Source organism: Ectobacillus ponti (assembly GCF_024294785.1).
GTDB classification, from domain to species: domain Bacteria; phylum Bacillota; class Bacilli; order Bacillales; family Bacillaceae_G; genus Ectobacillus; species Ectobacillus ponti.
Genome location: NZ_JANCLT010000003.1, coordinates 399005 through 424833, shown reverse-complemented (window position 1 = coordinate 424833; position 25829 = coordinate 399005). Strand labels below are relative to the sequence as shown.

The window sequence follows — 25829 nt, the reverse complement described above, 5'->3', positions numbered from 1 at the left end:
TCGTTCAGCCCACCGAAGGGAGGTTCCGGCCGTTAAAAGGCGCCTTTTGCCTTTTATGCGGTTGGGTTCTCCCTGGCAGTGGGCTAGCCGGTGTAGCTAGACACCAAAGAAAAGCGGAACCGGCTCGTTCAGCCCACCGAAGGGAGGTTCCGGCCGTTAAAAGGCGCCTTTTGCCTTTTATGCGGTTGGGTTCTCCCTGGCAGATGGCTGGCTGCCGGAGCTGAACATCGCTCAGCCCTCTTTTACCTTTCAAACAAACGCCCATTTTGCTAGAAATGGGCATTTTGTACAAGCTTTTTCTATCAACCTTCATATCATATGTAGTGAACATAGTCTTTCATTTTCTCCAGAACGGAGATCAGCCCTGCTGCAGGGCTTCTTTTTTTGCAGACAGCCTGCCCCATACATACTCCACGCTCAGGCAAAGAACAGTATGCAGCAGCTGTTCCGAGAATTGGGCAGAAGCCTCCCCGGAGCAGTCCTTGCTTCTCAGACACCGGGACAGACAAAATAGCGCCACCCCGCTGTCAGCGGCAGTTTGCTGCAGCTCCACCGGCACCCCTCTTCTCCGGTCACCCATATATACTACAAGTTCATTGCTGCAAGCCTGCCGGATGGCACACTGCTGCACATAATCCGCTGCAAGCGGATATACGATTTTCCCCAGCTCCATCAATTTGGCTTGCATGCCTGACGCCGCCTGATGTCCCCCGCTGCCCAGGCAAAGATAGACTGTGCCGGCTTCCGCAAGATACCGCGCCTGCTCAACCAACATCTCCATATCAAAATGCTCTTGAATCCAACTGACCGACATTCCGCTTCTCTCAGCTACATGATGTGCCAATGTGCCTGCTGCACAACCGCAATTCTTACGTTCTCCCATGCTTTTGCCCCTCTCTTAAATTTATTTATTATGAAAAATGGATATTAGGAGTTTAAATGTACTATTTTTCCTCTTTACTGACAAGTTTTTTTGCATGCAAGCAGCCTCTCTGGACTGCTTGCATGCTCTTATTCCGCTGACAGGCGGCATATCAAGTGCACGAACATTTCAACCCCCAGCGGCAATGCCTCCTCATCAATATCAAAGCGGGGATGATGGTGCGGGTAATTTGTTCCCTTGCCGGCATTGCCAGAGCCCAGCTTGAAGAAGCAGCCTGGCGCCTTCTGCAAAAAGGCGGAAAAATCCTCTCCGCCCATGGATGGCGGCACCGTCACTACAGCGGCCCTGCCTGCCAAGGAACCCGCGACCTTCTCCACAAGCGCTGTCATGCGATGGTCATTCACAACCGGCCGATATCCATAGCGGTATTGATACGTGCAGGAGGCCCCGTGCGCCGCGGCAATTCCATTCGCGATCCGACCGATCAGCTCGTCAGCCTCCTCCCGCAGCTCCTGCCGGAAGCAGCGGACGGTCCCCATAATGGAAGCCGTGTCAGGGATGATGTTGTCAGCCGTCCCTGCATGGAACTGGGTAACAGATACGACCCGCTGGTCAAACGCGCCTGTGGCCCGCGACACAATATGCTGCAGATTGTTCACAATTTGCATTCCCACCGCAATGGGGTCAATTGTTTCCTCTGGACGGGCCGCATGCCCTCCTTTTCCCTGTACCTCGATTTGAAACACATCCGGCGCTGCCATCATGGGTCCGTAGGCAATGCCGATTTTCCCTGTCTCCAGACCAGACATCAGATGCAGTCCAAACACAGCATCCACGCCATCCATTACACCCGCGCGCACCATTTCCTCCGCGCCGCCCGGATACTGCTCCTCCGCATGCTGAAAGAAAAAACGGATTTCGCCGCTTATCTGCTGCCGCATGCCGGCCAAAATGCGGGCGGTCTCCAAAAGAATGGCAGTATGGCCATCATGGCCGCACGCATGCATGACTCCCGGCACGCGGGAAGCATATTCCGCCCCTGTTTCCTCCTGCAGCGGCAACGCATCCATATCGGCACGGAGCGCAATCGTTTTTCCCGGCCGCCCGCTGCGCAAAATGGCCATAACGCTGCAGGATGTCGGCCTTGTAACCGTCAGTCCCTCAAAGGTGCAGAGTGTATCATACACAAACTGTGAAGTTCTCTCCTCTTGAAATGACAGCTCCGGGTTCTGATGCAAATGACGGCGCCAGCCGCGCAGCTGTTCCTGATTCAGCTCATATGAATGGTTCATTTCAGCCCCTCCCATACTTCTCGAGTCTAAGCATCACCAGCCCAGGTACAGGCTCTATTCTTCCGGTCTCGACAAACCCGCTGCGTTTGTACAGAGCCACGGCCGGCACATTGCGTTCTGCTGCGGTGACAACACATGTTTTGTCATTATATGCACAGGCCAGGCGCTGCAGAAGTGCAGCGGCCACTCCCTGCCTAAAAAATGGCGGGTCCACCACAAGGCGATGAATGTCGAGCTCTCCGCCGTTTTGCTTAAATGACAGAACACCGGCCAGCGCTTCCCCTGCATAACAGCCCCAGAACGTCTCTCCGCTGCACTTCAGATCCGCCGCCGTTTCAAGCAGCGGCGGCAGCTCCCAAAACCCGAGCAACTCCGCTTCCACCCGATACGACCGCTGCTGTAAATGATAAATTTGCTCAGCCGCTTCCCGAAGCGGCAGCTCTACAATCTTCATACCATGCTCCTTTCTTGCATGATGTTTGTGAAATATACCATAATATCTGTAAGTACAGTATCCTTCTTCAGCTTATTTCGCCATTGTTCCTGCCTAAATGCGCTACTTTCGCAAAAGTGGGGATTTCCTTTTTGCCTGTTTAATGCTACTATACAAAACAGAATGGTGTGACTGAAGGGAAAACGGAGGGAGCTCGACCGGCTCCTTGCTCATGCAAGACACACTGCGGGATGCTGCGCTTGCCGCAGCCCATTCCGCCACCTCACGGATACAGGAGGGAAATTGTGAACAAACTAAAAGAAATTTGGTCCCGGCCGGCTGTGCAATGGACACTGAAGACCTTGTACTACCTTGGAATTCTGCTCGCGCTTGTCGGGCTGTACGGATTCAAGGATACAAATACAAGCACATTTATTTATAACGAATTTTAGGGTGGGGAAACTATGGATTTTCTGCAACAAATCGAACAGTGGGCGGTCAAGCAGCCGAATCAGGCTGCGTTTAGCTGGCGTGGGGAACAAGTAACCTTCCGGCAGCTGAAGGAGCAGTCCGATGCTCTTGCCGCCTGGATTGCTTCATCATATGAACATGATACAACGCCAATTATGGTGTATGGCCATATGCAGCCGCATATGGTTGTCTCCTTCTTAGCCTGTGTAAAGGCCGGCCATGCTTATATTCCTGTAGATGCCTCCATTCCGGCAGACCGGGTTGTCCGCATTGCCGAAAGCTCTGGCGCGAAGCTTATGCTGTCACCGTCCGCCATTCCATTCCCGGAATTGAACCTGCAGCAGGTTGCTGGGGAAGAATTACATAACATCATTGACTCGCATCTGGGGCAGGCCCCGGCTGCGGAGCTGGCTGTAAAAGACGAAGAGAACTTCTACATCATCTATACATCCGGCAGCACCGGCAACCCAAAGGGTGTGCAAATCACCTTTAATTGCCTCCAAAGCTTTGTTGATTGGATGCTTGGCGACTTTGGCCTGCAAACCGGACAAGTATTCCTGAATCAGGCGCCATTCTCCTTTGATTTATCCGTGATGGACCTCTATCCGTCCCTTGTATCCGGCGGAACGCTTTGGGCTATCGACAAGGACATGATTGCGAAGCCAAAGGATCTGTTCGCTTCTCTCGCAGAATCCGGCATTGAAGTGTGGACATCCACACCGTCCTTTGCGGAAATGTGCCTGATGGAGCCTCGCTTTTCTGAAGAAATGCTTCCAAGCCTGAGAACATTCCTGTTCTGCGGCGAAGTGCTGTCCAATGATGCGGCCCGCCACCTCCTGGAGCGCTTCCCGAAGGCAGCCATCTTTAACACGTATGGCCCAACGGAAGCCACCGTTGCGATTACCAGCATTCAAGTGGACCACGAAGTGCTGGCGCAATATCCATCTCTTCCTGTCGGCTACAGCAAGGCAGACGGCCAGGTTCTGATCGTGAAGGAAGACGGCACGCCGGCAGCAGACGGCGAAAAGGGAGAAATTGTCATTGTAGGCCCGAGCGTCAGCAAAGGCTATCTCGGCAGCCCGGAGCTGACAGAGAAAGCATTCCTGACCATTGACGGGCAGCGCGCCTATAAAACAGGCGATGCCGGCTATTTACAGAACGGGCTGCTGTTCTATAACGGGCGTCTGGACTTCCAAATCAAGCTGCACGGCTACCGCATGGAGCTGGAAGAAATTGAGCATCACCTGCGCGCCTGCACATACGTACAGTCTGCGGTGGTCCTGCCGATTAAAAAAGGCGAGAAATATGACTATCTGCTTGCTGTTATTGTGCCGACGGAGCATTCCTTCGAAAAGGAATTCCATCTGACTTCGGCGATCCGGAAAGAAATCAGCAGCATGCTGCCAAGCTACATGCTGCCAAGAAAATTTATGTATCAGTCATCCATCCCGATGACGCCAAACGGAAAAGCTGACCGGAAAAAATTATTGAGTGAGGTTACCGCATGACCCCATATGCAACCTTCTATTATTTTGCAATTGTAGCGGTGCTGCTGGCGCCGACGATCATTGCAGGCCTAAGGGGGAAGTCGCTCCATATCTACAATTCAATTGTCACGGTCATCATTTTGGCAATTGTGTTTGCCAGCAAGCCGGCACAAGCTGTATCCCTGATTCTCTTTACCATTTGGCAGACTGCGCTCGTCATCGGGTATTTACGGATGCGGAAGCGGAACAACAGCGCAGGAGCCTTCTATGCTGCTGTTGTGCTGTCCATTCTGCCCCTTGTGCTGGCCAAGGTGATTCCCTTTTTCCAGTTGGCGACGCCGATTGGCTTTCTCGGCATTTCGTATCTGACCTTTAAAACGGTCCAGATGATTATGGAGATACGCGACGGGCAAATTAAAGAAGTGTCGCTGCCCGTGTTTCTGCAATTCCTGCTGTTCTTTCCAACGATCACATCCGGACCGATCGACAGGTACCGCCGTTATCTGAAGGATGTACAGACCGCCCCTTCCCGGGAGCAGTACCAGGATTTGCTGTATGCCGGCCTCAACCGGATTTTCCGGGGCTTTCTGTACAAATTCATTATCGGCTATCTCATCAACCAGTATGTGATTCAAGCGGGTTTTGTAAAGGAGGACACCTTCGCGGCCACACTTGTGTACATGTACGCATACAGTCTGTACCTGTTCTTTGACTTTGCCGGCTACAGCGCCTTTGCGGTCGGCGTGAGCTATCTCATGGGCATCAAGACGCCGGAGAACTTCAATAAGCCGTTCCTCAGCCGCAATATCAAGGACTTCTGGAACCGTTGGCACATGAGCCTGTCCTTCTGGTTCCGCGATTACGTATATATGCGCTTCGTATTTTTCATGACAAAGAAGAAAATCATTAAGGATCGCTATGCCATTTCTTACATGGGCTTCTTTCTGAACTTCTTCATCATGGGGATTTGGCACGGCCTGCATATACATTATGTTATTTACGGGTTGTACCATGCTCTCCTGTTCATCCTGTTCGACCTGTTTGAACGGGAAAACAAGAAGCGCAAATTCTGGCCGAACAACAAGTGGATGCACGCGCTGGCAATCATCATCACCTTCCACGCCGTGTGCTTTGGCTTCCTGATCTTCTCAGGCCGCTTGAACTGATCATATTGGCTTTTCGCCGCAAACGCAGTAATATATTGTATGAAATGATAGAAAAGGAGACTCCAACATGGCTGCTTTAAAAGAACAAGTATTGGACATTTTAGAAGAGGTTTGTCAAAACGATATCGTGAAGGAAAATCCGGATGTACAGCTGTTTGAAGAAGGCATTCTCGATTCCTTCGGCGCCGTAACACTGCTTGTGGAAATTCAGGAACGCTTGAGCATTGAGGTATCCATTTCCGACTTTGACCGCGATGAATGGGCTACACCAAATATGATTATCCAAAAGCTGGCGGAACTGCAATGACGCAGCCCAAATTCGGCCCGATGATCCTGGCATTTGCCATTCTTTGTGCAATGCTGTTCGTGCCGGTGCAATGGCTATACCCGCTTATAAGCGACAAACGAGTGGACGAGACGGCAACTGCCTTGAAACCGGATGTGTTTCAGGGCATTGCCCTCCAAAAACGGATGCTCGGGGAAAAGCAAATTCTGCCGATGTACGGCTCCTCTGAGCTGCTGCGTCTGGATCCTTATCATCCATCCAACTATTTCAAGGTGGAGCCGCATGGCTTTACACCTTATCTCATCGGACGCGGCGGCACACAGTCGCTGACCCATCTTCTCAGCTTTTCCGAGCTGACGGGAGAGCTCCGCAATAAAAAAATTGTGTATGTGCTCTCGCCGCAATGGTTTGTAGCCGAGGGACTGGATGAGGTGCATTTTGCGCCAAACTACTCTTCCCTTCAGGCCTACAGCCTCGTGTTCAATCATCAGGTTGACGCTGAGACAAAGCGCTATCTGGCAAAGCGGCTGCTTTCCTTTGAGGTGGTCAAGCAGGACAAGCTGCTGCGCCCTCTGCTGGAAGCCATCGTAAGCAACGAACAGAAAACTGTCTGGAAAGCGGCAGCCATCAAACCGTTTGCCTATGTATATAAAAATATTTTGGAGCGCAAGGACCTTTTGGTTTCCTTGTTCACCATTCCAACACGCACGCCAAGCACCGACGAAAGCCTGCGCGGCCTGTCGATGACGCAGCTGGAAAAACGTGCGGAGGAAGCAGCCGCTGCCGATTCCAAGTCCAACCAATACGGCATTGAAGATGCTTATTTTGAAAAGCATATTGGCGACAAATTGCCGGATTTGCGCGGCTATAAGGCAAAGGAAGATTACAAAGAGTCTCCGGAATATGAAGACCTGCAAATGATTTTGAATTTGCTGAAGCGCAATCACACACAGGCCTTATTCATTTCGGTGCCGGTCAACGGGCCTTGGTATGACTTTGCCGAGTTCCCGAAGGAGCGCCGGCAGGTTTACTATAACAAGGTGCGCAAGCAAATCGAGCAGGCAGGCTTCCCTGTTGCCGATCTATCCTCTCATGAGTATGACAGGTACTTTATGAAGGACACCATCCACGTTGGCTGGAAGGGCTGGGTTTACGTGGATCAAGCTTTGGAGCAGTATATGAAGTAAAACGCCGGGGCGGCTGCCCCGGCGTTTTTTATGCTTTCCTTCTGTGAGCTGATCGAGCCGATGACGCTTTTCTGGTGTCCAGCTTTCATCGGCCAGCTCACCGCCAGGGAGAACCCCGGCCACAAAAAGGCAAAAAGCGCCTTTTCGGGCCGGAAACCTCCCTTCTGTGAGCTGATCGAGCCGATGACGCTTTTCTGGTGATGACATTTCCTTTTGGCGAATAGGAATAGAAGAAGGGGGTATGCTTATGCAAAGACCGTCTTGCCTGCAGCCGGGCGATACTGTAATGATTGTGGCGCCTTCCAGTCCGGCTGATTTTGATAAGGTATTATTGATGAAGCAAAAGCTGGAGGCCATGGGCTTGCGTGTTCTTCTGGGCGACAGCGCAGCCCGGCAGCGCGGTTATCTGGCGGGCACGGATGCCGCCCGCGCGGATGATCTCCACCTTGCTTTCTCCCATCCGGCGGTGAAAGCCGTGTTTTGCGCCCGCGGCGGATACGGCAGTGCCCGGCTGCTGTCGCTCTTGGACTTCCCGCTGATCCGGCGCAATCCCAAGATTTTCTGGGGCTACAGCGACGTTACAGCGCTCCACCTTGCTTTTGGCAGGCACGCCGGCCTGGTGACGTTTCACGGCCCCATGATGGAGGAATGCGGCGGCGGCGGCGTGGACGCCATGACTCTATCATCGTTTGAACAGCTGTTCACGCCGCAGTTTATCATGCTGGCGGCGCAGGATGAATATATATATCCCTCCTTCTCCTCTGTCACAGCGCCCCTCACAGGCGGCAATTTGACCGTTCTGGCGAGCACGCTTGGGACACCTTATGAGGTGGATACAGGCGGCAAAATTCTATTTCTGGAGGACATTGGCGAAGAACCGTATCGTTTGGATCGGATGCTAAACCAACTCAAGCTTGCCGGAAAGCTTCAGCAGTGTGCCGGCCTGATTCTCGGCAGCTTCTCCGATTGTGCCCCGAAACGCCAATCATCCCTCTCCTTGCCTGAAATTATCTACGATCATGTCGTGCCGTATGGCATTCCCATTTTGAGCGGCTTTCCGCTCGGACATTGCCGGCCGCATCAGGGCATACCGTTCGGCGTACCGGTCACTATGAACGGAGAGGATCAAACCCTCGTATTCGAGCCTGGCGTAAAATAAAAGAGAAGAGGCACCCTCTTCTCTTTTAATATTTTTTGAAAATTTCACCGGAAACGAGATCCTGTACTTCCTCAGGCGAGAAGGTCTTGTCCAATTCAGTGCCGACATTCAGCACAACCGTCGCTTCAGGGTCCACCTGCTCAAACAGCTCCTTCACACGAACGGAAATGACCGGCATATCCTCGACAATCGCCTGTGCCAAATACTCCAGCTTTGTAAAAATCGGCAAAATCCAGCGGCCGTCACCCTGGAAATATTTCAGTGTCATCGTGCCTTGCCGTGCTCCCTCTTCTTCCTCCAAGGTTCCGGCCACATATACGAAGGACTCCAAAAATGCTTGATAAAAGAGCTTTCGTTTATTCGGATCGTTTTTCGCCAATAACAACATGGCTTCAACTTGAGATGAAATCGTAATGTCTGCCATAGGATGATGAACCTCTTTTCTTATAGTATAATAACGATTATACGCAATATTCGAACTCTTTTCTAGCTAAAGTTTCTGCCAGGAGCATATCGCTGATTTTAATCAGCAGCACCCAGGCCGGCGCGATAATTTGGGAAGCATACACAATATGCTTCAGCATATGCCAGCAGGGGCAGCCCTGCAGCTTCTCCTCCAGCTTCCGTTCGCACTCCTGCACCCGTTCATGCAGACGGCGCAGCTCCTCCCATATTTCCTCGTCCATGTTGTTCTCCTTCCTTGCCCTTCCTTCCTTTTATCATAATACAAGACTTCCCTGTTTTACAAGAAGCGCTGCAGCGGGACATTTCTTCGGACCAATTATCTTTCTTAGAAAAGCTACCGCCGGATGCCCCTTTGCATACTGTAAAAAATGTGAGAAAAAATATTTCGAATATACCCAACTCAGAATAAATATGATATATTATGAATAAAAATGTAGCGCGAATTGAAAGGGGATTCTATATGATGAAGATTTGGTTTTATGAAGCTGGCAACGATGAGGCCGACTTGCTCGGCATTTGGGATAATGTTCCGGTCATTCCGCGCATTGGCGAGAAGGTTGAAATTATTGACCAGGTGCGCACTGTCACGGAAATTAAATATGTGAAAAAAGGCGGCAACTTCAAGGTGGAAGTGATGATCAGCTAAGCAAAAAGGGCGCTCACAGCGCCCTTTTTGCTTCTATCATGATATACGGCCGCGGGCTTTGGTAACAATGACCCGGCCATCCTCCACCTCAAGATGGACATAGTCCTCTTCCTCCAAGCCCAGCTGCTGCACCACTTCATCCGGCAGCTCCACCGCCATATGCCGCTCTGTAATCACCACTTGGCTGTATACCCCTGCAGCAGCCTCCGCATAGGCGCTTGGAATGAGGGGCAGCCCCTGGTCCTTCATGAAACGCCACTGCTTGCGGAAAAACGGGACCAGCCAGAGGAGACTGACGACAAGAAGAGCGATTGCGATGGCAAGCTCGGTTGTGGATTGGAAGTCTGCCCGGCTTATTTCCTCCCCGGCACCGGAAGAGCCGCCGCCCAACAGCAGGGCGCTCACAATTGCGTTGTTGAGTGCGTGCACAGCCATGCCCGGCAGCAGGCTTTTCGTCTTCACATACAGCAGACACATAAGAAGGCCGAACACAGTTGCCCCAATTACATCCGCATGCCCCAAGCCGAACAAAACAGAGGAGAACACGACGCCCCGCTTGACACCCCACTTATGGGTCATCCGCTGCAGGAAAAACCCGCGGAAGATGGTTTCCTCCATAATGGGAGCAAATACGCAGACGGATATGGCACTGAACACCGCCATGGCCGCCGAGCTCTCATCCATCACACCGGGGTCCGCCAGCAGCCCCAGCCACTCCTCCGGTATCAAATAGGACAGGATATGAAACTGCACAATCGAGATGCCTGTGGAAAACAACATAACAATGACCGTTGCCACGGCAACCAGCTTCCACGGAAATGGGGCCGGCTTTCTGTAAAAAGCAGACAGCTCCGCCTTTTGCCTGCGCCCCTTCTCATACAGCCACAGCAAGGGAAATGCGAACATCACCAGGGTATCAAGCAAAATGTCCACTGTTGCCTGCGTAATCAGTCCGGTATCCGCCAGCAGCTGCGCCGGAACCATGACCCCAAAGCCGCCCAACAGCATCCAGCCAAGAAAGCTGCGCAACCGAATACGGGCAAATGCCTGTGTCAGAATAATCACCTCGCCAAGAAAGTAGTACTTTCATTGTATCGTATTTTACTAGAAAACTGGAAGCTTCCATACATTTATTCCGCCCGGCAAAAAAAGGCCTCCGCTCAGGAAGCCTTTTGTGTGAAAGAAAGCCCTACCGCTCCACCCGTTTTTCAATGCAATATGCTGTGCCAATGAACAACACAACAAATACCACCAAATCAAACATCATGCCGATCACCGGGAAAGAGGTCATCTCGACTTGCAGGCTCGCATTGCCCTGCGCCAAAATCTGCACGCCGTCTGTCAGAACAAATACCGGACCGATGCCCTCCAGTTTGCCATAAATCCAGGAGCTTGCTCCGGCAAGGAGAGCAAAAATTCCAAACGCGAGCAGCACCTGCATCCCTTTCGCCGTTCTGATGGATTTGGCCAGGGCGATGGAGAAGAAGATATTCATATAGACACCAAACATGGTAGAGAGAATGGTGATAATAAGAAAGGCTCCCTTTACAAAGGTCATCTTGTCGAATGCGCTCATAAGCAAACGCGCGTTGGCTTCTGCCTCCGTACCCAGAAACAGGAGAACTGCCACATAAGCCAGCAGCAATAAAACGACTGCGGCTGCCGTCCAAAGCAGCAGCGGAACAGCCAGATAATACCCACTGGAGACAGGCGCAGCCTGCAGCAGACGGCTCCGCAGCAGCTTGCGGTACAACTGCACCGTCTGCACCATGAGAAAGATGAAAAAGAAAATCACTGACAGGATGAATACAGCAAAGCTGACCTGATCTGTCACCACCCTGGAGTCCGTAAACAGGTGCAGCGAGTTCATATTTAAGAACAGAAATGCCTGCAGAACAAGAAAGGCGCCCATCAGCACAAGCATGCCCCGTCTGCTTCCGTTCCACGCGTATTGCAGCATTGTCGTCATCATTGGAAAACCTCCCGGAATAGTTCATTGACCGCCTGCCCCTTTTGCAGACGAATGTCTTCTACGTTCTGGTGCAGCACAAGAGCGCCGTCCTTTACCACAATCACCTCTTCAAAGATTCTTTCAATTTCGGAAATCAAGTGGGTGGAAATAACAATGGTGCTGTCCTCGCGGTACTGTGAGAGAATCAGGTCCAGAATCTGCTCACGGGCAACCGGATCGACACCGCCCAGCGGCTCATCGAGCAGGTACAGCTTGGCGCGGCGGGCCAGTGTGAGAACCAGATTCAGCTTCTCCAGCGTTCCCTTCGAAAGGGCGGTCACCTTGCTTTGCTGGGGGATCCCCAGATTTTCGAGCATTTCCTCCGCCGCCTGCCGGTCAAAATCAAAGAATTTCTCATAGAAGGACAGGGCCTGTGCCACGTTCATCCACTTATCCAAAAACGGGCCATCCGGCAGGTAAGCCACCATGCTCTTTGTTGCTCTTCCGACCGGTATCCCCTCAATGGCAATGCTGCCGCCGGTGGGATAGATTTGCCCCGCCAGCAGCTTCATCCATGTTGTTTTCCCGCTGCCGTTGCTGCCGACAAGCCCAATGATTTTCCCCTCTGTCAAAGCAAGACTGAAATCCCGGACAGCCTCCTTTTTGCCATACCGCTTTGTTACCTGCTCCATCTGTACAAGTGTCATCGCGCTTCCCCCTTCCGCTGCTCAAGTGCCGACTGCACCAGCATGAGCATTTCCTCTTCCGAGACGCCAAGCGCCTCCATGCCGCTGACAAATGCCGAAATCAGCTCCTTGGACATGTCCCGCTTCATTTCCATAATCTTCTCCCCTTCATGTGTGACATAGCGCCCCATTCCCCGTCTGGCTTCCGCAATTCCTTCGCGCTCGAGCTCCTGCAGGGCCCTCTGCACCGTATTTGGATTTGTCTGCAGCTCCGCAGCCAAGTCCCGGACGGACGGCAGCTTCTCTCCCTGCTGCAGCTGTCCTGTTATAATCTGTTTTTTGATGAAATCCATAATTTGAATGTAAATGGGCATGTTGGGATCAAAAGCAACCTTCATTTCACCCCTCCTACAGAATTAGTGTACTAATCACATAGTACACTAACACAAAAAATTGTAAATATGTTCCTTCATTATTTTTTTGTTGAAAAATTGTAATAATTTTATCCGTTCAGGAGAAGGAACTCGCATAAACTATAAGAAAGAGTTATAAAGATGCATATATAGGGGAGGAGATTACCATGAAGGAGCTTTATATCCTGTGTTACGACTATTGCGATGATGGCAATGTTTGTCCAGCTTTCGGGGAAACAGCACAAGCGCTGCTGCAATATTTCTCCACACTTCCGCACAAGGCAATCTGCAGCCCTGAAGTGCTTTCACAATTACAGCCGTATGCTTCCTCTGTTGAGACCAGTACATATCTCCAGCCCGACTCCTGCCACATTCCATCCTTTTTTGAACAGGAAATGCTGTTTCCGGATCCGTTTGTTGTCCTATTTATGCCAAAGAGCAATGTTCAGGCCCTTTTTTCCTATATTGATCCGTACGTGCTGAAGCGGCAATGGGAGAAAACCGGCGACCTGGAGCTCTTTCACATTACTTGTGAAAGCGATCACATCGGAACAGAGTGGATTTGGCAGGGGGTCGATGCCTTAGTCTGCTCATAAGACAAAAGCGAGCCTGGGCGGCTCGCTTTTGTTATGGTTGCAGTACGGTACGGATCGTCTCCTCAAGAAGCGACAGAAGCGGTCCTGTTGCATAGGCGACATCCAGCCGTTCAGTCCACTTATGCGCATCTCTGCCAATCGGCCCTACGTTTATGACAGGCACGTTCAGCTTGGCAAGCTCCTCAAGCGGCAGGCTGTATACGCTGCCCCAAAGCGGCATGTTGCCAGTCAGCTGCTCCAGGGAGGACAATGGCTGCTGCAGGCTTGTGTAGCTCATATCGGACAGGCCGGGCATATACAGCATCCGCTGCAGCGCCACGCCGTGCCGCTCCCAGGCGTATTGCATGATATGGTCCGCTGTGCGCCGGATATGCGGCAGCTCCTCTGAACTGACGGACGGGTAGTACGGCGGCGCAAAGAACAGCACAATCATCGGCGCCTGCTCATTGCAAAGCGAAGCAAGTTCATCCACGAACCGCACCGCCACGTCCCGCTCATCTTCGCCCTTTTCCGGACGGATGTCCTGCAGGCGCGCCACCGCTTCCGCACCGTATGTCTGCACCGCATAATCGAGCAGCTCCTGCAGCGTCCATACCTTCACCTGCAGCTCCTTCGGATCGGAATGCTGCAGCTTCGCGAAGCGCTGCGCCTGCCGCCGATATGTCTCCTCAATGCTCCGCGCGGCTGCTTCTGCACTTCCCTTCAGCTGGCGGACAATTTCCTCCATCGGCTTTTCCATGACAAACAGGTTAAACAACACTGCCGCCTTATGCGGCGTTTGCACGGAGTAACCCTTTTTCAAATCGTACTGCTGCAGACTTGTCGGCGGCTGCATGACTTCCCCCCGGACTGTCTCACAATACGCAGTGTTCAGCTCCAGCTCACAGGTCACATAGGATGCCATCAGGTTCGCGTTCAGCCCCGCCAACGGTTCTCCGACATGCGCCTCCTTGCCATAACAGAAGAAGCCCGGCAGCACCTTGCCGATAGAACCACTGTAAATGTAGTTTGTTTCATCGCCCGGGTAGCGGGGAAAATGCGGCTCTGAATCCAGACAAACCTGATATTTCAGCTGATGCTCCTCCGCCAGCTCCAGCAGCACAGGCGCTGCGGCCAACATCCCGGCTGAGTTGACCTCCTCATCGCACACAGCGAGCAGCAGCACATTTCCTTCAAACACTCCTGCCGCAGCCCGTTCCAGCATCGCCATCTGTGCCGCCAGCCCGCATTTCATATCCATGGTGCCGCGGCCGAACAGCCACTCGCCTGTTTCCATATCCCGCTGCACATCCTGCGGCAGCAAATGCTTCTGTGCCTGGAAAGCTTTCGTAAGCTCCTCAGGCTGGAATGCAAGATGGCGCCAGCGGCCATAGTCCTCAATCGCCACGACGTCAAAATGGCTCAGCAGCACCGCTGTCTCCTGCTTCTCTGCCGCATTCTTCACCAGCGCCGTGACAATGAGGCGCCCATCCTTCGTCAGATGTGTCCGCACCTGCTCCGGGTGCTCCTGAAAGTAGGAAAGCGTCTGCAGCTGCTCCACAATAAAATGCGCCACGCCCACCTCTGCTGGCGTGCCGGTAATGCTTCCGAACCCGACTAAGTCGCAAAGCAGCTTCAAAAACCCTTCCTTTGTCTGCCATTTCATCTCCAAGATTTGCATGTATATCCCCCGTTTTCCGTATTATGAAAAACCTTTCCATTGTTGCAGCTAAAAAAATTATGTCTGGCCAAGCGAAAAAGAAATCTGTGCTGCTGTTTCCTGCACCTGTTGAATAAAGGCTGGAATTCGATCCTCCGTGAAGCGAAAGCCTGGAATTCCGATGCTGACAGCGGCAGCTGCCCTTCCTGCATGGTCGAATACCGGCGCCGCCACTGCGGCTGTGTCCTCTGTTTTTTCACTGATGCTGATGGCATAGCCCTGTTCCCGAATTTGGTGCAGAAGCTGCTCCAGTGCTGCCTGCTGTTCCGCCGGCTGCCGTTTCATTACAGCCTCGCGCTCCTCCTGCGGCATAAAGGCCAACAGCACCTTGTTTGGGGCCCCGACTGTCAAAGGAATCCGGGTGCCAAGCTGCTCATCCACACGGATTTTCAGCGGGCTTTCCACCTTCTCAATCACGATGCCGTCTCTTCCGCTGATGATGTTCAAAAACGCATTTTCCTCCACCTCTGCCACAAGCCTCTCCATCGCGGGCCGTGCCACTGCACGCAGATCCAGCGTATTCAAGGTGCGCAGCCCCAGCTCCAGCCACCGATAACCGAGCTTATAGCGCTTTGTATCGGCATTCTGCGCCACCAATTCATGCTGCATGAGCGACTGCAGCAGGCGGTGCATGGTGCTGACCGGCAGGCCGGTTTGCCCGGACAGCTCGGAAATCGACCATTCCGCTTTTCGTTCATCTGAGCTGAGCAGGGAGATAATTTGCATGGCCCGGTCAATCGATTGAACCATCTCCACCCCTCTTTTCCATGATATGAAATACCTTTCCATTTTAAATTGTATTATTTTTTAATAATTCCGTCAATTATCTTTAGACTTCTTTCTGGGCTTACAAAATTTTCATCCTACAGAATATATATCTTCCTTATTCTCACAATTGCAAGTATAATAGTTTTCCTGTGTGAAAATTCCTATTTGATATAATCCAAACTGGAAACGGAGTGAATTTGATGATCATTCATGCACAAGAAGTTCATGCCAAGGGACTCCGCTATACCATCCGATCCGCTGTGGAACAGGATGCCGGTGCTTTATCACAGCTGCGATTGCAGATTGACGGAGAGACGGAGAACATGGACCGGGAAAGAGGGGAAGCATATATTGACCCGGCTGGCTTTGCCGGCATCATTGCAGCAGATGCAAGCCATCCCCGCCGGCTGCTCCTGGTGGCAGAGGCAGAAGGAAGAATCATCGGTTATTCCCGATGCGCGGGCCCTGATTTGAAACGCTTTTTACATAAGGTGGAGTTTGGGTTGGGCGTGCTGCAGGAATTCTGGGGGCACGGGATCGGCAAGCGCCTTATGACGGAAACCATCTCCTGGGCTGATGCCAATGATATTCAAAAAATCGTTTTACATGGTGTGCTGGAGACAAACAAACATGCAATTGAGCTGTATAAAAGACTTGGCTTTGAGATTGAAGGATTCATGAAGAGAGATAGAATTCTTTCCGACGGCAAATATTACAGCACGTACATCATGGCAAGACATAAGGAATAACAAAAAGAGCCTGCAGCTGCAGGCTTTATCTCTTCTTGCGCTCATGCTTATAATGCTGCACGATTTGCACATATTCCTCACCGTATTGCTGTTCAAGCTCCTGCTTGACTCTCTTCGCCAAAGCCGGGCTGGCGCCTGATGTGGACACCGCGAGCACAAGGTCGCCCCGCCGCACAACCGCCGGCACATAAAAGGCTGACAGCTCCTGTTCGCTTGTCACATCGACCCACTGCCAGTCCGCGGCAGCCTCCGCCACCTGCCGGTTCACGGCCGCATCATCTGTGGCGGCAAACACCAGATGGGCACCGGTGATATCCTCCGGCTCAAACCGTTTGTTCCGCCAGCTGACAGACAGCGCCGCAAAGCTTTCATGCAGCTGTGGGCTGATGACAACAATGTCCGCCCCGGTTTCAGCCAATCCGGCCGCTTTCCGGTACGCGATGGCTCCGCCTCCGACAATGGCGACCTTCTTGCCGGCAAGCTTCAGCATAATGGGATATAGCTTCATCCTCTCACCTCAAGCCTATCGTAACGGAGCAGCAGCCGGAGCGCAAGACTTCTTCCATTCCTGCTTCTGCAGCATCGTCTGCAGCTCATCACGGCGTGTAAAGCCATACGCGCGGGCAAGGTCCTCTGTCGTTTTGCCGATGCAGGCATAGGACAATGCTGTGTAGATGGCCTTGTCCACCCCCATCCGCTCCATTTCCGCCACAAACGCCGCAACTGCTGCCTGATTCGGAAACATGACTGTTTCCCAAGGAAATTCCGTCCACATGCGCTCACTTACCTCATCAAAGCGGGCGTCATGCTCAAGCTGATGCGTGGCCAGAAATACGCCGCGGCCCCAAGCAGCCTGCAGCTTCTCCTCCTCCGCCAGCGACAGCGCACGGCCGATATACAGTGTTTCGCCGTCAGCCGGCTGCACGAGTCCGGCGCGGATTCCATACTGTCCCAGTACCTCCACGGATTTTGCCGAAACGCCTTCCATGCGGCGCGGCAAATCCCGGACATCCAAGCCGCATACAAGGATCGCCTCCATGAAAAATGCCACGCTGTCAGGCGCATAAAAGACAACGCGATCCGCTTCCAGCACGCGGCGCACCTCGGTCTCCGCCAGCTTCAGGGCGCGCTTGCGAAAGTGCGGAATCTCCCACACGTCCGCCCCGTTTTCCGCCAAATAGGCGGCAATGTCGCTCCGCTCTGCTGCTGCCTTCGCTACGAGCACCCGCTTGCCGTAGAATGGCTTTTCCTCAAACCAGGCAAGCTCGCGGCGCAGCTGGGCCACTTCGCCGATGACGGTCATGGCCGGATTGGCGATGCCGGCCTCCGTTACGCGCTGCTGGATGCTTGCAAGCGTGCCGAGCACTGTTTTCTGCCGGCCGGTTGTGCCCCATTCAATGACCGCCACTGGTGTCTGTCTGTCCCTTCCGTTTGCAATCAATTGAGATGAGAGGTAGGAAAGGTTTTGGATGCCCATATAAAAGGCAGCCGTCTTGCTTTTGGCAAGAGCGGCAAAATCCAAGTCTGTGGAATCCTCCTTGCAGTGTCCGGTTGCCATCGTGAAGGTGTTGCTGTATTCACGGTGTGTCACCGGGATGCCTGCATAAGCCGCGGCTGCGATGCTGGACGTGACGCCGGGCACCATTTCATACGGAATGCCCCGGACGGCCAGCTCGGCAGCCTCTTCCCCGACGCGGCCAAACACAGACGGGTCGCCGCCCTTCAGCCGGACAACAGTTTTGCCTTCCTGCGCATAACGCACAAGCACCTGGTTGATTTGCTCCTGCCGCATCACATGATGCTTTGGCAGCTTGCCGCAGTACACAAATTCACAGGTGTCCTTCGCATGCTCGAGAAGGCGCGCATTTACCAGCCGGTCATAGACAATGACATCTGCCGCCGTGATGCTCCGCTTCCCTTTTTCCGTAATGAGCCCTTCATCGCCCGGCCCTGCTCCCACTAGATATACCTTTCCCGCATCTTCTCTCATGACTGCTCCCTCACAATGTAATGTAGACGTATCCGTCCTGTATTTCTATAGGATATGTTTGTACGCGCCCATCATCCGGTTTTTGTACCTCTCCGGTTGCCAGTGATATTTTCCAGTTGTACAGAGAGCAGTACACATACTCTCCGGACACAATGCCTTCCACCAGCGGGCTGTTGCGGTATGGTGAACCGTTGCGCAGGGCGTACACCTTGCCATTTGGGAGGCGGAAGACGGCGATGCTGACGCCGTCCGCCTCCACCTCTCTGCCGGCACCGACCGGCAGCTCTTCCACCTTCATCAATTGTACCTTACGTGCTGTCATTGTCGCCATCCTTCATCCGCTCCCTTATACATGCTTCACTTCATAAAGTGCGTGCAATTCCGGTTTTTCCAGTACTTCAGCCCATGGCTCGCGGTACTTCGCCGCCACCTGCTCATAGCGGGCATACAGCTCTGCCACGCGTGCTTCGTCCATCATGACTTCCTTGATGTGCTCAAAGCCCAGACGCTCCATCCATGGCGCTGTGCGCTCCAGATACTTGCCTGTCTCGCGGTAATACTGGACGAATGCGCCGGCCAAACGCAGCACTTCCTCCTGTGTGGCCAGGGTGCAAAGATGCTTCGCTTCCTTCACCTCTGTACCGCCGTTGCCGCCGATATAGATTTGGAAGCCGTTCTCCACGCCGATCACCCCAAAGTCTTTTACACCAGACTCGACGCAGCTTCTTGGGCAGGCGGAGACACCCATTTTCACCTTATGCGGTGTGTCGACGCCCTCAAACATTTTCTCCAGCGCAATGCCGAGGCTCATGGAATCCTGTGTGCCGAAGCGGCAGAAGGCGGCGCCTACGCAAGTTTTTACAGTACGCAGTGTTTTGCCGTAAGCATAGCCGGATGGCATGCCAAGCTCTTCCCATACGGCCGGCAGATCTTCCTTTTTCACACCGAACAATCCGAGGCGTTGTCCGCCTGTCAGCTTAATGAGCGGGACATTGTACTTCTCTGCCACGTCCGCCAGCTTGCGGAGCTGCTGCACATCAGTTACGCCGCCGTACATTCTTGGAATCACGGAATATGTGCCGTCCTTTTGAATGTTGGCGTGCATGCGCTCGTTCACGAGGCGGGATTGCTTTTCATCCTCATGCTCCTGCGGCCAGATCATGCCAAGGTAGAAGTTCAACGCCGGACGGCATTTCGCGCAGCCCTCTTCGTGCTTCCAGCCGAGCACGTTGCGCACTTCCTTCGCTGTTTTCAAGCCCATATTTTTAATGGCCTCCACAAGCTCATCACGGTCCAGCTTTGTGCACTCGCAGATGCCCAGCTTTTCCTCCTGCACCGCACCGCCAAGTGTATGCTCCAGCACCTGTACCACGAGCGGCTTACATTTGCCGCAGGAGCCGCCGGCCTTTGTGCAGCTTTTGACTTGTTCAAAGGTTTTTAAATCATTCTCCAGTACAGCTTGTACAATTGCACCCTTTGTGACCCCGTTACAGCCGCAAATCACTTCTTCCGCCGGCATGGAGGCAACGCTCAGCTCCTCTTCTTCATTGCCCTTATGCAGAATGGATGCCTTTGTATACTCGCTGATGTCTGCGCCCTGCTTCATGATACGGAACAGGCGGTTGCTGTCGGACACATCGCCATAGAGCACGATGCCGGCAATCTTGTTGTCCCGCACCAGGACCTTCTTATAAGTGCCGGCTACATCATCCTTTGCGGCGATTGCTTTTGTATCGTCATCCTCGTAAATCTGGCCGGCAGAGAACAAGTCGCAGCCGGATACCTTCAGCTGAGTGGAAAGCACGCTGCCGTGATAGCCGGCTGTGCCTTTGTCGCAAATATGGTCAGCCAGCACGACTGCCTGTTCATATAATGGCGCCACCAGGCCGTAGGTCAGGCCGTTATGCTCATTGCATTCTCCCACCGCAAAAATGGATGGATCAGATGTTTCCATATAATCATTTACGACGATACCGCGGTTCACCGCCAAGCCGGCTGCCTTTGCGAGCTGTGTGTTGGGACGGATGCCGACCGCCATGACCACCAGGTCGCAGCTTGTTTCTGTGCCGTCATCGAAGCGAAGGCCTGTTACACGCTCATGGCCCAGAATTTCAGCTGTTTTCTTTTCCATGAGGAACTTCATGCCCTGCGCTTCCAAATCCTTCTTCAGCAGCTCTCCTGCCGGCGCATCGAGCTGCACCTCCATAAGGTGCGGCATGAGGTGGACCACCTCAACCTCCATGCCGAGGTTCAGCAAGCCGCGTGCCGCTTCCAAGCCAAGCAGGCCGCCGCCGATCACGACTGCTTTCTTGTAATCGCCTGCTGTTTGGATCATCATGTTGCAGTCATCGATGGTACGGAAGCCGGTTACGCCCGGGAGCTGATGTCCCGGAACCGGGAGAATGAAAGCAGAGGAGCCTGTTGCCATCAGCAGCACGTCATACGCCACGACACGGCCCGCTTCGCTCACCACTGTTTTTTGCTCACGATTGATTTCTGTTACACGCTCGTTTGTATATAAAGTGATGCCGTTCTCCTCGTACCAGCTCCAGTCGTTCATCATAATTTCATCCTGCTTTGTTTTCCCCTGCAGAATGTTGGACAGCTGGATGCGGTTATAATTCGGATACGGCTCATCACCGAAAATGGTAATGTCAAAGCGCTCTCCATCACGCTTTAAAATTTCTTCCATGCAACGGACACCTGCCATGCCGTTGCCGATCATCACTAGTCGCTGCTTACTCATGTCTCTTCCACTCCTGTTTGTGAATTATTGAGCAATTTCTTTGAATTTATTTTATCAGAGCTTTCCTAAAATCCAATAGGTTGGAATGAGATGTAAAAAAGTTGCCATACTTATTACGCTGAAGACAGTGAAAATGTGATAAACATCACACTTTCAGCGTACGATTTCGTGAACATTTTACTTTCTGGATATCCTGTCAAGGAAGTGGGAGTTAATGCCGTTGCTTTTTGTCAGTATATTGCCAAATTTCAAATGCGCTTTTGGCTTGCGGCAGCCGGAGAGACTTCATCGACAGCATACGGCCGGCAACCGGCAATGCCACCTGGTTATAGATAAAGCTGTCATCAAAGCCAATCTCTGCAGCTTACTCGCGCGTGTGATGAAAGTATACGGTCTTTGGTCTTGCCCAGTACAGCGCGCCGAGGCACATCGGGCAAGGCTCGCAGCTTGTGTACACCTCGCAGTCCGTCAGCTGAAAGCTGCCGAGATTGCTGCAAGCGTTCCGGATAGCCTGCATCTCTGCATGGGCAGTCGGATCCTTCGAGGCGGTCACCCTGTTGACGCCTGTGCCGACGACTTTTCCCTCTTGTACAATGACCGCTCCAAACGGCCCGCCGCGGCCAAGCAAGGCATTTTCAAAGGCAAGCTCCAGTGCCAGTCTCATAAATCGCTCATTCATTTCTTACGCCTCCCCGTTAGTCAGCTGCCACATGGATATGGCATTGCAGTTGCCCGGTTGTCACCTTCTGCCTGGTGTATGTTTTAACATGATGGCACAGGACAGGCGGCAAACTCCACAATATCGGCAGATTTTCTGACAGACTTTCTGTTCAGAGATTTTACTCCCCACTTTTACAGGCATGGAACAAAAATTCCTGAAAATGAAACAAAAAATTGAAAAAGTGGAATAATGATTTTAAAAAATGAAACAATAACCGAAAAAAATGGAACAATTCTCATGAGAAGCAGGAGCCTTCCTGCCAGGATTGTTTCATTTTCTTTCCCTTTGTTTCTGCAAAGCCCTGTTGTTCCGCAAGAAAAGCAAGCAGGAGCGCTGCTGCTGCGAATGCAACAAAAAAAGACTGCCCAAAAGGACAGTCTCATTCAAAATCAAATAGGAAGTCATCATCCGCCAGCTTTTCAACGTTTGTTGCCTTCACATATCCGTTCCCCTTAACGGAGAAGAAATCATGGTTCTTCGTATCCGTGCGAAGACCGTTCATGACAATCGGATTGATATCTTCTTCCTCAAAATATGGATCCAAGCCGAGGTTCATCAGCGCCTTGTTCGCATTGTAGCGGATAAAGTTGATGACCTCGCCGACAAGACCGATCGGCGCATAGATTTCCTCTGTATACGCCTTTTCGATTTCGTACAGGTCGAGCAGCAGCTGCAATGTTTCCGCTGTTGCCTCCTGCTTGTCGTCTTCAGACAGCTGCGCGTAAATCTCCTGTGCCAACAGGCCGACAAATACACCGTGAATACTTTCGTCGCGGATGATTAAGTTAATAATTTCCCCGCTTGCCGTCATCTTGCCCTGGCCGGCCAAGTACAACGGGTAGAAGAAGCCGCTGTAGAACAGGTAGCTCTCCAGGAATACACTTGCCACCATCGCCATATACAGCTCCTTCGGTGTAACCTCCGGCTTCAGCAGGCGCCGGTAGTAGCTGCCGATGAGGCTTGCCTTCTTTTCCAGCAGCGGATGCTCATCCACCCAGCGGAAAATGCCGTCAATTTCCTCTTCTGTCGCCAGCGTTGTGAAGATGTGGCTGTACGATTTCGCATGCACTTCCTCCATGGCGCCCATGAACGCCAGCACGCTTTTCGCCTGCAGGTTCTTCACATGCAGGAGGATGAGGGGCATCCCCTCTCCGCCCTGCTTTGTATCGAGCAGCGTCAGGCCGCCCAGCACACGCTTGTAGGCAACCTGCTCTTCCTTCGACAGGTTCACCCAATTGTTTTTGTCCGTGGAAACAGAGATTTATTGTGATAGGTAAGACTTTGATATAATCTCTGCCTTTTCCCCCACACCACACCGTACGTGAGAGTTTCCCCTCATACGGCGTTCCATCTAAAGTTACCAAATCGCCTTTATAAATGTTACCACGTTGCAATAGAGAATATCAGTGAATTTCCTTGAGACCACATAGTGTTCGCATGTTATTAAGTCTCTTGATCTGTACTGTGTCCAAATTAAACATGGAGCTGTATTTGTCAATTGTCATTATATCTCTAGCATGTATGAGGATGTGTATATCTTTATGCACAATCCGCAGATTGCTGAAATTATCTGTCCCGCCAAGGTGAAATGGTACTGCATGGTGACAGTGAGTATCCTCGGCTTGAAGGTATAACTGGGTCACTTCACATTTCCCTTTCCTCATGCTGTAACGAGAGATTCTGTTGTCGATGTATTCCACACTGCGGTGCGGAATATGTGACCTGATTAGCTTTTGTACTTGTACGGAAATGTTGATTTCCATCTTGTCGTGGATGAATTTCCTACCCGACTCCGTATATGGGTTATATGCCAGTTGAAAGCCCAGCGGTGTTTCCCGTTTAATACAAGCTAATGGGAACAGATAAATTCCATCAATCTTCCAAGTTTTATATTTATACTTTCCATACAGCCTTTTATATGTGTCTGAAGGATTTTTCGGATACTCTTTTTTACTATATGCTCGCAATCGGTTATGCATCGTTCTGGACAGTTTGTGGGCAATATCATTAAAGTCAAGGTTCACCTGTGAGGCGTATCGGAAATAGTTGTGTAGTCCTAAAACAAAGGCATTCCATTTATATGCTGAAAACCTCGTTGGTACTGATTGCATGTGCCTAAGTCTTTGTTTGGCATCTGTAAGTATATGTTGTACCTTTTTACTTCTGATGGAACTTACAGATACATACTTCTTTCCGTTTCCTCTCTTGGGCTTCCCCTTCTCTTTCGCCTTTAAAGTAAAACCTAGGAACTCGCTGCTTTTTCTTCTCAAGTTAATAATTTTTGACTTCTCGCCAGACACTTCTAAGCCCAGTCTTTTGTATAGAAATTCCCTCGTTGCATGGAACCACTTTTCAGCTGCTTTGTAGCTACGACAGAAGATTTTAAAGTCGTCTGCGTATCTGACTATCCAACCCTCTTTTAAGTTTGTCCCTTTCAACGACGCGTACTTGTTATACGGCTTGGTGTACGTAAGATTGGAGTTGAAGTTTTCCCATTGGTTTGAAACCCAGTGATCCAAGTCGTTTAACACGATGTTAGATAGAAGCGGTGACAGGATGCCACCTTGTGGCACGCCTTTACTTGGGACACCTTCACCCTTAATGGGAGCTTTCAGCATTTTACTGATGATGGCTAGAACTCGCCTGTCTTGAATGCCTATGTTCCATAGTTGTTTCATCAGCCTTGTGTGGTTCACGTTATCAAAGAAGCTTCTTATGTCTACGTCTACAACGTAATACAGCTTAGATTGGTTAATTAAAAGGTCACATCTGGCTTTTGCATGCTGAGCACCTCGAAGCGGTCGAAAACCGAAGCTGTGATTATAAAACTTGGCTTCACAGATGGGCTCTAGTACTTGTTTAAACATCTGTTGGACTAGCCTATCCCGCATAGCCGGGATCCCCAATGGACGTTTATCTCCGTTGAGCTTGGGTATCCAAACTCTTCGAACCGCTTTTGGCTTATAGTTGGCGAGTGATTCTCGTATACCCATAACGAACTCTTGTTTCTCTATTACCTCATAGTTGTCAATCGTAAAGGAGTCTGCCCCTGCTGTTCTGCTGCCTTTATTCCTTTTAATACTGCGATATGCCAGGAGGATATTTTCTTCGCTGACTATGAGTTCGTAAAGGTTTTTAAATCTTTTGCCCTTGGCGCTGTCTTCATAAAGTCGGGAGAATCTTTCGGTTAGTCCGTAGTACTCCCAATGTCGCAGAGTGGCTTGCATTGTGGTAACACCATCCCTTACCGCTGAGGTGTTATTACCCACATTCATACCAGACCGATGCAATACACATTTATAAGTGCTTAGATTTCACTTTAGACTTGGGGCTATCCCTCCACCATGTTTCCATGGCTTCATAAGTACTGTGCCCCTACTTTCACAAGAGCAAAGCAATTTCGGTATTTCTACCTTATATGCAAACTTCCCGCTGATGAGCGTTTAGTGTAGAAGCCTCTTGCTTACCACGTTCCGAACCGATTAGCTATCATGTATTCCCTTAGGTCGTGACTATGAGCCTGCGCAACATATAGCGTCCTTGCCCGCTATCCCGAATTTCATAAAGAAGATTTTTACTTTTCGGTATTGCACGCCACATATCTGTGACCTGCCCCTTTCGGAAGCAGTGACCGTTTAGACCCGTACATTCGCCACTTCGTCAGCCTTTGTATTTAGGCATTCTAACCATAGGAATCTTTTACAGCCTCCCGATCTATCCTTATGCATACCTACTTCCACAAAGCGGCTCTAGCATAAGTTCAACCGACTTTCCCTAGCGTCATACAGTCGGATTTCATCACATCCTCGTGCATGTAGGAGTTTTAGAGAGGTAGTTTCAGCTCAGCATGACGGCTTTCATTCCTACCATTCATCGGTTCAGTTGTGACTGTTACTCATGTAACAGCCCCACCACTTCCTGCGCTAGGCAGTTATAGGTGAACGTGTCGCACCCTCTTCCGTCCAAAACTGGGCGATATTCTGCTTCCAAAATACAAGACTGAAGTCGTCTTCTTTCTTATTCCAGTTTACTGCT

General features: G+C 51.5%; 25 protein-coding genes and 2 pseudogenes. 9 read left to right on the top strand and 18 right to left on the bottom strand.

Annotated features, from left to right (window positions below):
- Positions 1 to 358 precede the first annotated feature (358 nt).
- The 3 genes from NK662_RS08420 to NK662_RS08410 all read right to left on the bottom strand — a co-directional run bounded on the left by NK662_RS08420 (position 359) and on the right by NK662_RS08410 (position 2629).
- A complete protein-coding gene (locus tag NK662_RS08420; protein WP_254758467.1) occupies positions 359 to 883 on the bottom strand; it encodes a hypothetical protein in 525 nt (174 codons plus the stop codon).
- Positions 884 to 1011: 128 nt separating this feature from the next.
- Entirely contained in the window at positions 1012 to 2175 is a 1164-nt protein-coding gene (locus tag NK662_RS08415) for an amidohydrolase (RefSeq protein ID WP_254758466.1), read from the bottom strand.
- Position 2176: 1 nt separating this feature from the next.
- Positions 2177 to 2629, bottom strand: coding sequence for a GNAT family N-acetyltransferase (locus tag NK662_RS08410; protein ID WP_254758465.1), 453 nt, complete (start codon positions 2627 to 2629; stop codon positions 2177 to 2179).
- Positions 2630 to 2913: 284 nt separating this feature from the next.
- On the opposite strand from NK662_RS08410, the gene NK662_RS08405 reads away from it, so the two are divergent.
- The 6 genes from NK662_RS08405 (at position 2914) to NK662_RS08380 (ending at position 8364) form a co-directional block, all read left to right on the top strand.
- Positions 2914 to 3060: a teichoic acid D-Ala incorporation-associated protein DltX gene (locus NK662_RS08405; RefSeq protein WP_254758464.1), complete on the top strand. Its 147-nt coding sequence runs from the start codon at positions 2914 to 2916 to the stop codon at positions 3058 to 3060.
- A gap of 12 nt (positions 3061 to 3072) precedes the next feature.
- A complete protein-coding gene (gene dltA / locus NK662_RS08400; protein ID WP_254758463.1) occupies positions 3073 to 4587 on the top strand; it encodes a D-alanine--poly(phosphoribitol) ligase subunit DltA in 1515 nt (504 codons plus the stop codon).
- Positions 4584 to 5732: a D-alanyl-lipoteichoic acid biosynthesis protein DltB gene (dltB, locus tag NK662_RS08395; RefSeq protein ID WP_254758462.1), complete on the top strand. Its 1149-nt coding sequence runs from the start codon at positions 4584 to 4586 to the stop codon at positions 5730 to 5732. The genes dltA and dltB overlap by 4 nt, the downstream gene beginning before the upstream one ends.
- A 67-nt stretch (positions 5733 to 5799) precedes the next feature.
- Positions 5800 to 6039: a D-alanine--poly(phosphoribitol) ligase subunit DltC gene (dltC, locus tag NK662_RS08390; protein ID WP_254758461.1), complete on the top strand. Its 240-nt coding sequence runs from the start codon at positions 5800 to 5802 to the stop codon at positions 6037 to 6039.
- Positions 6036 to 7205 (top strand): D-alanyl-lipoteichoic acid biosynthesis protein DltD, encoded by a 1170-nt coding sequence (gene dltD / locus NK662_RS08385; RefSeq protein ID WP_254758460.1) that lies wholly within the window; start codon positions 6036 to 6038, stop codon positions 7203 to 7205. The genes dltC and dltD overlap by 4 nt, the downstream gene beginning before the upstream one ends.
- Before the next feature lie 247 nt (positions 7206 to 7452).
- A complete protein-coding gene (locus tag NK662_RS08380; RefSeq protein WP_254758459.1) occupies positions 7453 to 8364 on the top strand; it encodes a S66 peptidase family protein in 912 nt (303 codons plus the stop codon).
- A gap of 25 nt (positions 8365 to 8389) precedes the next feature.
- Here NK662_RS08380 and NK662_RS08375 read toward each other — a convergent pair whose 3' ends face one another.
- Together NK662_RS08375 and NK662_RS08370 are read right to left on the bottom strand one after the other, a co-directional pair.
- A complete protein-coding gene (locus tag NK662_RS08375; RefSeq protein WP_254758458.1) occupies positions 8390 to 8788 on the bottom strand; it encodes an SseB family protein in 399 nt (132 codons plus the stop codon).
- A 37-nt stretch (positions 8789 to 8825) separates the two neighbouring features.
- A complete protein-coding gene (locus NK662_RS08370) occupies positions 8826 to 9050 on the bottom strand; it encodes a hypothetical protein (RefSeq protein ID WP_254758457.1) in 225 nt (74 codons plus the stop codon).
- Between the two features lie 242 nt (positions 9051 to 9292).
- On the opposite strand from NK662_RS08370, the gene NK662_RS08365 reads away from it, so the two are divergent.
- Positions 9293 to 9475: a DUF3913 family protein gene (locus NK662_RS08365; RefSeq protein ID WP_254758540.1), complete on the top strand. Its 183-nt coding sequence runs from the start codon at positions 9293 to 9295 to the stop codon at positions 9473 to 9475.
- A gap of 36 nt (positions 9476 to 9511) precedes the next feature.
- On the opposite strand, the gene NK662_RS08360 is transcribed toward NK662_RS08365, so the two are convergent.
- The 4 genes from NK662_RS08360 to NK662_RS08345 all read right to left on the bottom strand — a co-directional run bounded on the left by NK662_RS08360 (position 9512) and on the right by NK662_RS08345 (position 12510).
- Positions 9512 to 10540 (bottom strand): CPBP family glutamic-type intramembrane protease, encoded by a 1029-nt coding sequence (locus NK662_RS08360; protein WP_254758456.1) that lies wholly within the window; start codon positions 10538 to 10540, stop codon positions 9512 to 9514.
- Positions 10541 to 10664: 124 nt separating this feature from the next.
- Complete coding sequence (locus NK662_RS08355) at positions 10665 to 11447, bottom strand: hypothetical protein (protein WP_254758455.1); 783 nt, start codon at positions 11445 to 11447, stop codon at positions 10665 to 10667.
- A complete protein-coding gene (locus tag NK662_RS08350) occupies positions 11444 to 12133 on the bottom strand; it encodes an ABC transporter ATP-binding protein (protein ID WP_254758454.1) in 690 nt (229 codons plus the stop codon). Before NK662_RS08350 ends, NK662_RS08355 begins: the two co-directional genes overlap by 4 nt.
- Positions 12130 to 12510, bottom strand: a complete 381-nt coding sequence (locus NK662_RS08345; RefSeq protein ID WP_254758453.1) for a GntR family transcriptional regulator — start codon at positions 12508 to 12510, stop codon at positions 12130 to 12132. The genes NK662_RS08350 and NK662_RS08345 overlap by 4 nt, the downstream gene beginning before the upstream one ends.
- Before the next feature lie 182 nt (positions 12511 to 12692).
- On the opposite strand from NK662_RS08345, the gene NK662_RS08340 reads away from it, so the two are divergent.
- On the top strand, positions 12693 to 13121 hold the full coding sequence (locus tag NK662_RS08340; protein WP_254758452.1) for a hypothetical protein: 429 nt from the start codon (positions 12693 to 12695) through the stop codon (positions 13119 to 13121).
- A 31-nt stretch (positions 13122 to 13152) separates the two neighbouring features.
- On the opposite strand, the gene NK662_RS08335 is transcribed toward NK662_RS08340, so the two are convergent.
- Both NK662_RS08335 and NK662_RS08330 read right to left on the bottom strand, forming a co-directional pair.
- Positions 13153 to 14781, bottom strand: a complete 1629-nt coding sequence (locus NK662_RS08335; protein WP_254758451.1) for a M20/M25/M40 family metallo-hydrolase — start codon at positions 14779 to 14781, stop codon at positions 13153 to 13155.
- Between the two features lie 57 nt (positions 14782 to 14838).
- On the bottom strand, positions 14839 to 15570 hold the full coding sequence (locus NK662_RS08330; protein WP_254758450.1) for an IclR family transcriptional regulator: 732 nt from the start codon (positions 15568 to 15570) through the stop codon (positions 14839 to 14841).
- 218 nt (positions 15571 to 15788) lie between these two features.
- Here NK662_RS08330 and NK662_RS08325 point away from each other — a divergent pair, with 218 nt between their 5' ends.
- Positions 15789 to 16337, top strand: a complete 549-nt coding sequence (locus tag NK662_RS08325; protein ID WP_254758449.1) for a GNAT family N-acetyltransferase — start codon at positions 15789 to 15791, stop codon at positions 16335 to 16337.
- A gap of 25 nt (positions 16338 to 16362) precedes the next feature.
- Here NK662_RS08325 and NK662_RS08320 read toward each other — a convergent pair whose 3' ends face one another.
- From NK662_RS08320 to ltrA, 7 genes and pseudogenes are all read right to left on the bottom strand, one after another.
- Positions 16363 to 16845 (bottom strand): precorrin-2 dehydrogenase/sirohydrochlorin ferrochelatase family protein, encoded by a 483-nt coding sequence (locus NK662_RS08320; protein WP_254758448.1) that lies wholly within the window; start codon positions 16843 to 16845, stop codon positions 16363 to 16365.
- A gap of 15 nt (positions 16846 to 16860) precedes the next feature.
- Positions 16861 to 18327 carry a uroporphyrinogen-III C-methyltransferase gene (gene cobA, locus NK662_RS08315; RefSeq protein ID WP_254758447.1) on the bottom strand — a complete coding sequence of 489 codons (1467 nt, stop codon included), beginning with the start codon at positions 18325 to 18327 and terminating at the stop codon, positions 16861 to 16863.
- Between the two features lie 10 nt (positions 18328 to 18337).
- A complete protein-coding gene (gene nirD / locus NK662_RS08310) occupies positions 18338 to 18649 on the bottom strand; it encodes a nitrite reductase small subunit NirD (RefSeq protein WP_254758446.1) in 312 nt (103 codons plus the stop codon).
- A 24-nt stretch (positions 18650 to 18673) separates the two neighbouring features.
- On the bottom strand, positions 18674 to 21073 hold the full coding sequence (gene nirB / locus NK662_RS08305; protein ID WP_254758445.1) for a nitrite reductase large subunit NirB: 2400 nt from the start codon (positions 21071 to 21073) through the stop codon (positions 18674 to 18676).
- 211 nt (positions 21074 to 21284) lie between these two features.
- A pseudogene (locus NK662_RS08300) lies at positions 21285 to 21752 on the bottom strand (nucleoside deaminase).
- Between the two features lie 421 nt (positions 21753 to 22173).
- Positions 22174 to 23055: pseudogene (nrdF, locus tag NK662_RS08295) on the bottom strand (class 1b ribonucleoside-diphosphate reductase subunit beta); the annotation flags it as partial.
- 142 nt (positions 23056 to 23197) lie between these two features.
- Complete coding sequence (gene ltrA, locus NK662_RS08290; protein ID WP_254758444.1) at positions 23198 to 25021, bottom strand: group II intron reverse transcriptase/maturase; 1824 nt, start codon at positions 25019 to 25021, stop codon at positions 23198 to 23200.
- Between the last annotated feature and the right edge of the window lie 808 nt (positions 25022 to 25829).

Excerpts from the sequence above, each read along its gene's own strand:
- NK662_RS08335 (WP_254758451.1), bottom strand. The coding sequence starts at position 14,781 with ATGCAAATCTTGGAGATGAAATGGCAGACAAAGGAAGGGTTTTTGAAG.
- NK662_RS08370 (WP_254758457.1), bottom strand. The coding sequence starts at position 9,050 with ATGGACGAGGAAATATGGGAGGAGCTGCGCCGTCTGCATGAACGGGTG.
- NK662_RS08380 (WP_254758459.1), top strand. The coding sequence starts at position 7,453 with ATGCAAAGACCGTCTTGCCTGCAGCCGGGCGATACTGTAATGATTGTG.
- NK662_RS08350 (WP_254758454.1), bottom strand. The coding sequence starts at position 12,133 with ATGACACTTGTACAGATGGAGCAGGTAACAAAGCGGTATGGCAAAAAG.
- NK662_RS08325 (WP_254758449.1), top strand. The coding sequence starts at position 15,789 with ATGATCATTCATGCACAAGAAGTTCATGCCAAGGGACTCCGCTATACC.
- nirD (WP_254758446.1), bottom strand. The coding sequence starts at position 18,649 with ATGACAGCACGTAAGGTACAATTGATGAAGGTGGAAGAGCTGCCGGTC.
- ltrA (WP_254758444.1), bottom strand. The coding sequence starts at position 25,021 with ATGCAAGCCACTCTGCGACATTGGGAGTACTACGGACTAACCGAAAGA.
- NK662_RS08410 (WP_254758465.1), bottom strand. The coding sequence starts at position 2,629 with ATGAAGATTGTAGAGCTGCCGCTTCGGGAAGCGGCTGAGCAAATTTAT.
- NK662_RS08345 (WP_254758453.1), bottom strand. The coding sequence starts at position 12,510 with ATGAAGGTTGCTTTTGATCCCAACATGCCCATTTACATTCAAATTATG.
- NK662_RS08375 (WP_254758458.1), bottom strand. The coding sequence starts at position 8,788 with ATGGCAGACATTACGATTTCATCTCAAGTTGAAGCCATGTTGTTATTG.
- nirB (WP_254758445.1), bottom strand. The coding sequence starts at position 21,073 with ATGAGTAAGCAGCGACTAGTGATGATCGGCAACGGCATGGCAGGTGTC.
- dltA (WP_254758463.1), top strand. The coding sequence starts at position 3,073 with ATGGATTTTCTGCAACAAATCGAACAGTGGGCGGTCAAGCAGCCGAAT.
- NK662_RS08420 (WP_254758467.1), bottom strand. The coding sequence starts at position 883 with ATGGGAGAACGTAAGAATTGCGGTTGTGCAGCAGGCACATTGGCACAT.
- dltD (WP_254758460.1), top strand. The coding sequence starts at position 6,036 with ATGACGCAGCCCAAATTCGGCCCGATGATCCTGGCATTTGCCATTCTT.
- NK662_RS08355 (WP_254758455.1), bottom strand. The coding sequence starts at position 11,447 with ATGATGACGACAATGCTGCAATACGCGTGGAACGGAAGCAGACGGGGC.
- dltC (WP_254758461.1), top strand. The coding sequence starts at position 5,800 with ATGGCTGCTTTAAAAGAACAAGTATTGGACATTTTAGAAGAGGTTTGT.
- NK662_RS08330 (WP_254758450.1), bottom strand. The coding sequence starts at position 15,570 with ATGGTTCAATCGATTGACCGGGCCATGCAAATTATCTCCCTGCTCAGC.
- cobA (WP_254758447.1), bottom strand. The coding sequence starts at position 18,327 with ATGAGAGAAGATGCGGGAAAGGTATATCTAGTGGGAGCAGGGCCGGGC.
- NK662_RS08320 (WP_254758448.1), bottom strand. The coding sequence starts at position 16,845 with ATGAAGCTATATCCCATTATGCTGAAGCTTGCCGGCAAGAAGGTCGCC.
- NK662_RS08365 (WP_254758540.1), top strand. The coding sequence starts at position 9,293 with ATGAAGATTTGGTTTTATGAAGCTGGCAACGATGAGGCCGACTTGCTC.
- NK662_RS08415 (WP_254758466.1), bottom strand. The coding sequence starts at position 2,175 with ATGAACCATTCATATGAGCTGAATCAGGAACAGCTGCGCGGCTGGCGC.
- dltB (WP_254758462.1), top strand. The coding sequence starts at position 4,584 with ATGACCCCATATGCAACCTTCTATTATTTTGCAATTGTAGCGGTGCTG.
- NK662_RS08340 (WP_254758452.1), top strand. The coding sequence starts at position 12,693 with ATGAAGGAGCTTTATATCCTGTGTTACGACTATTGCGATGATGGCAAT.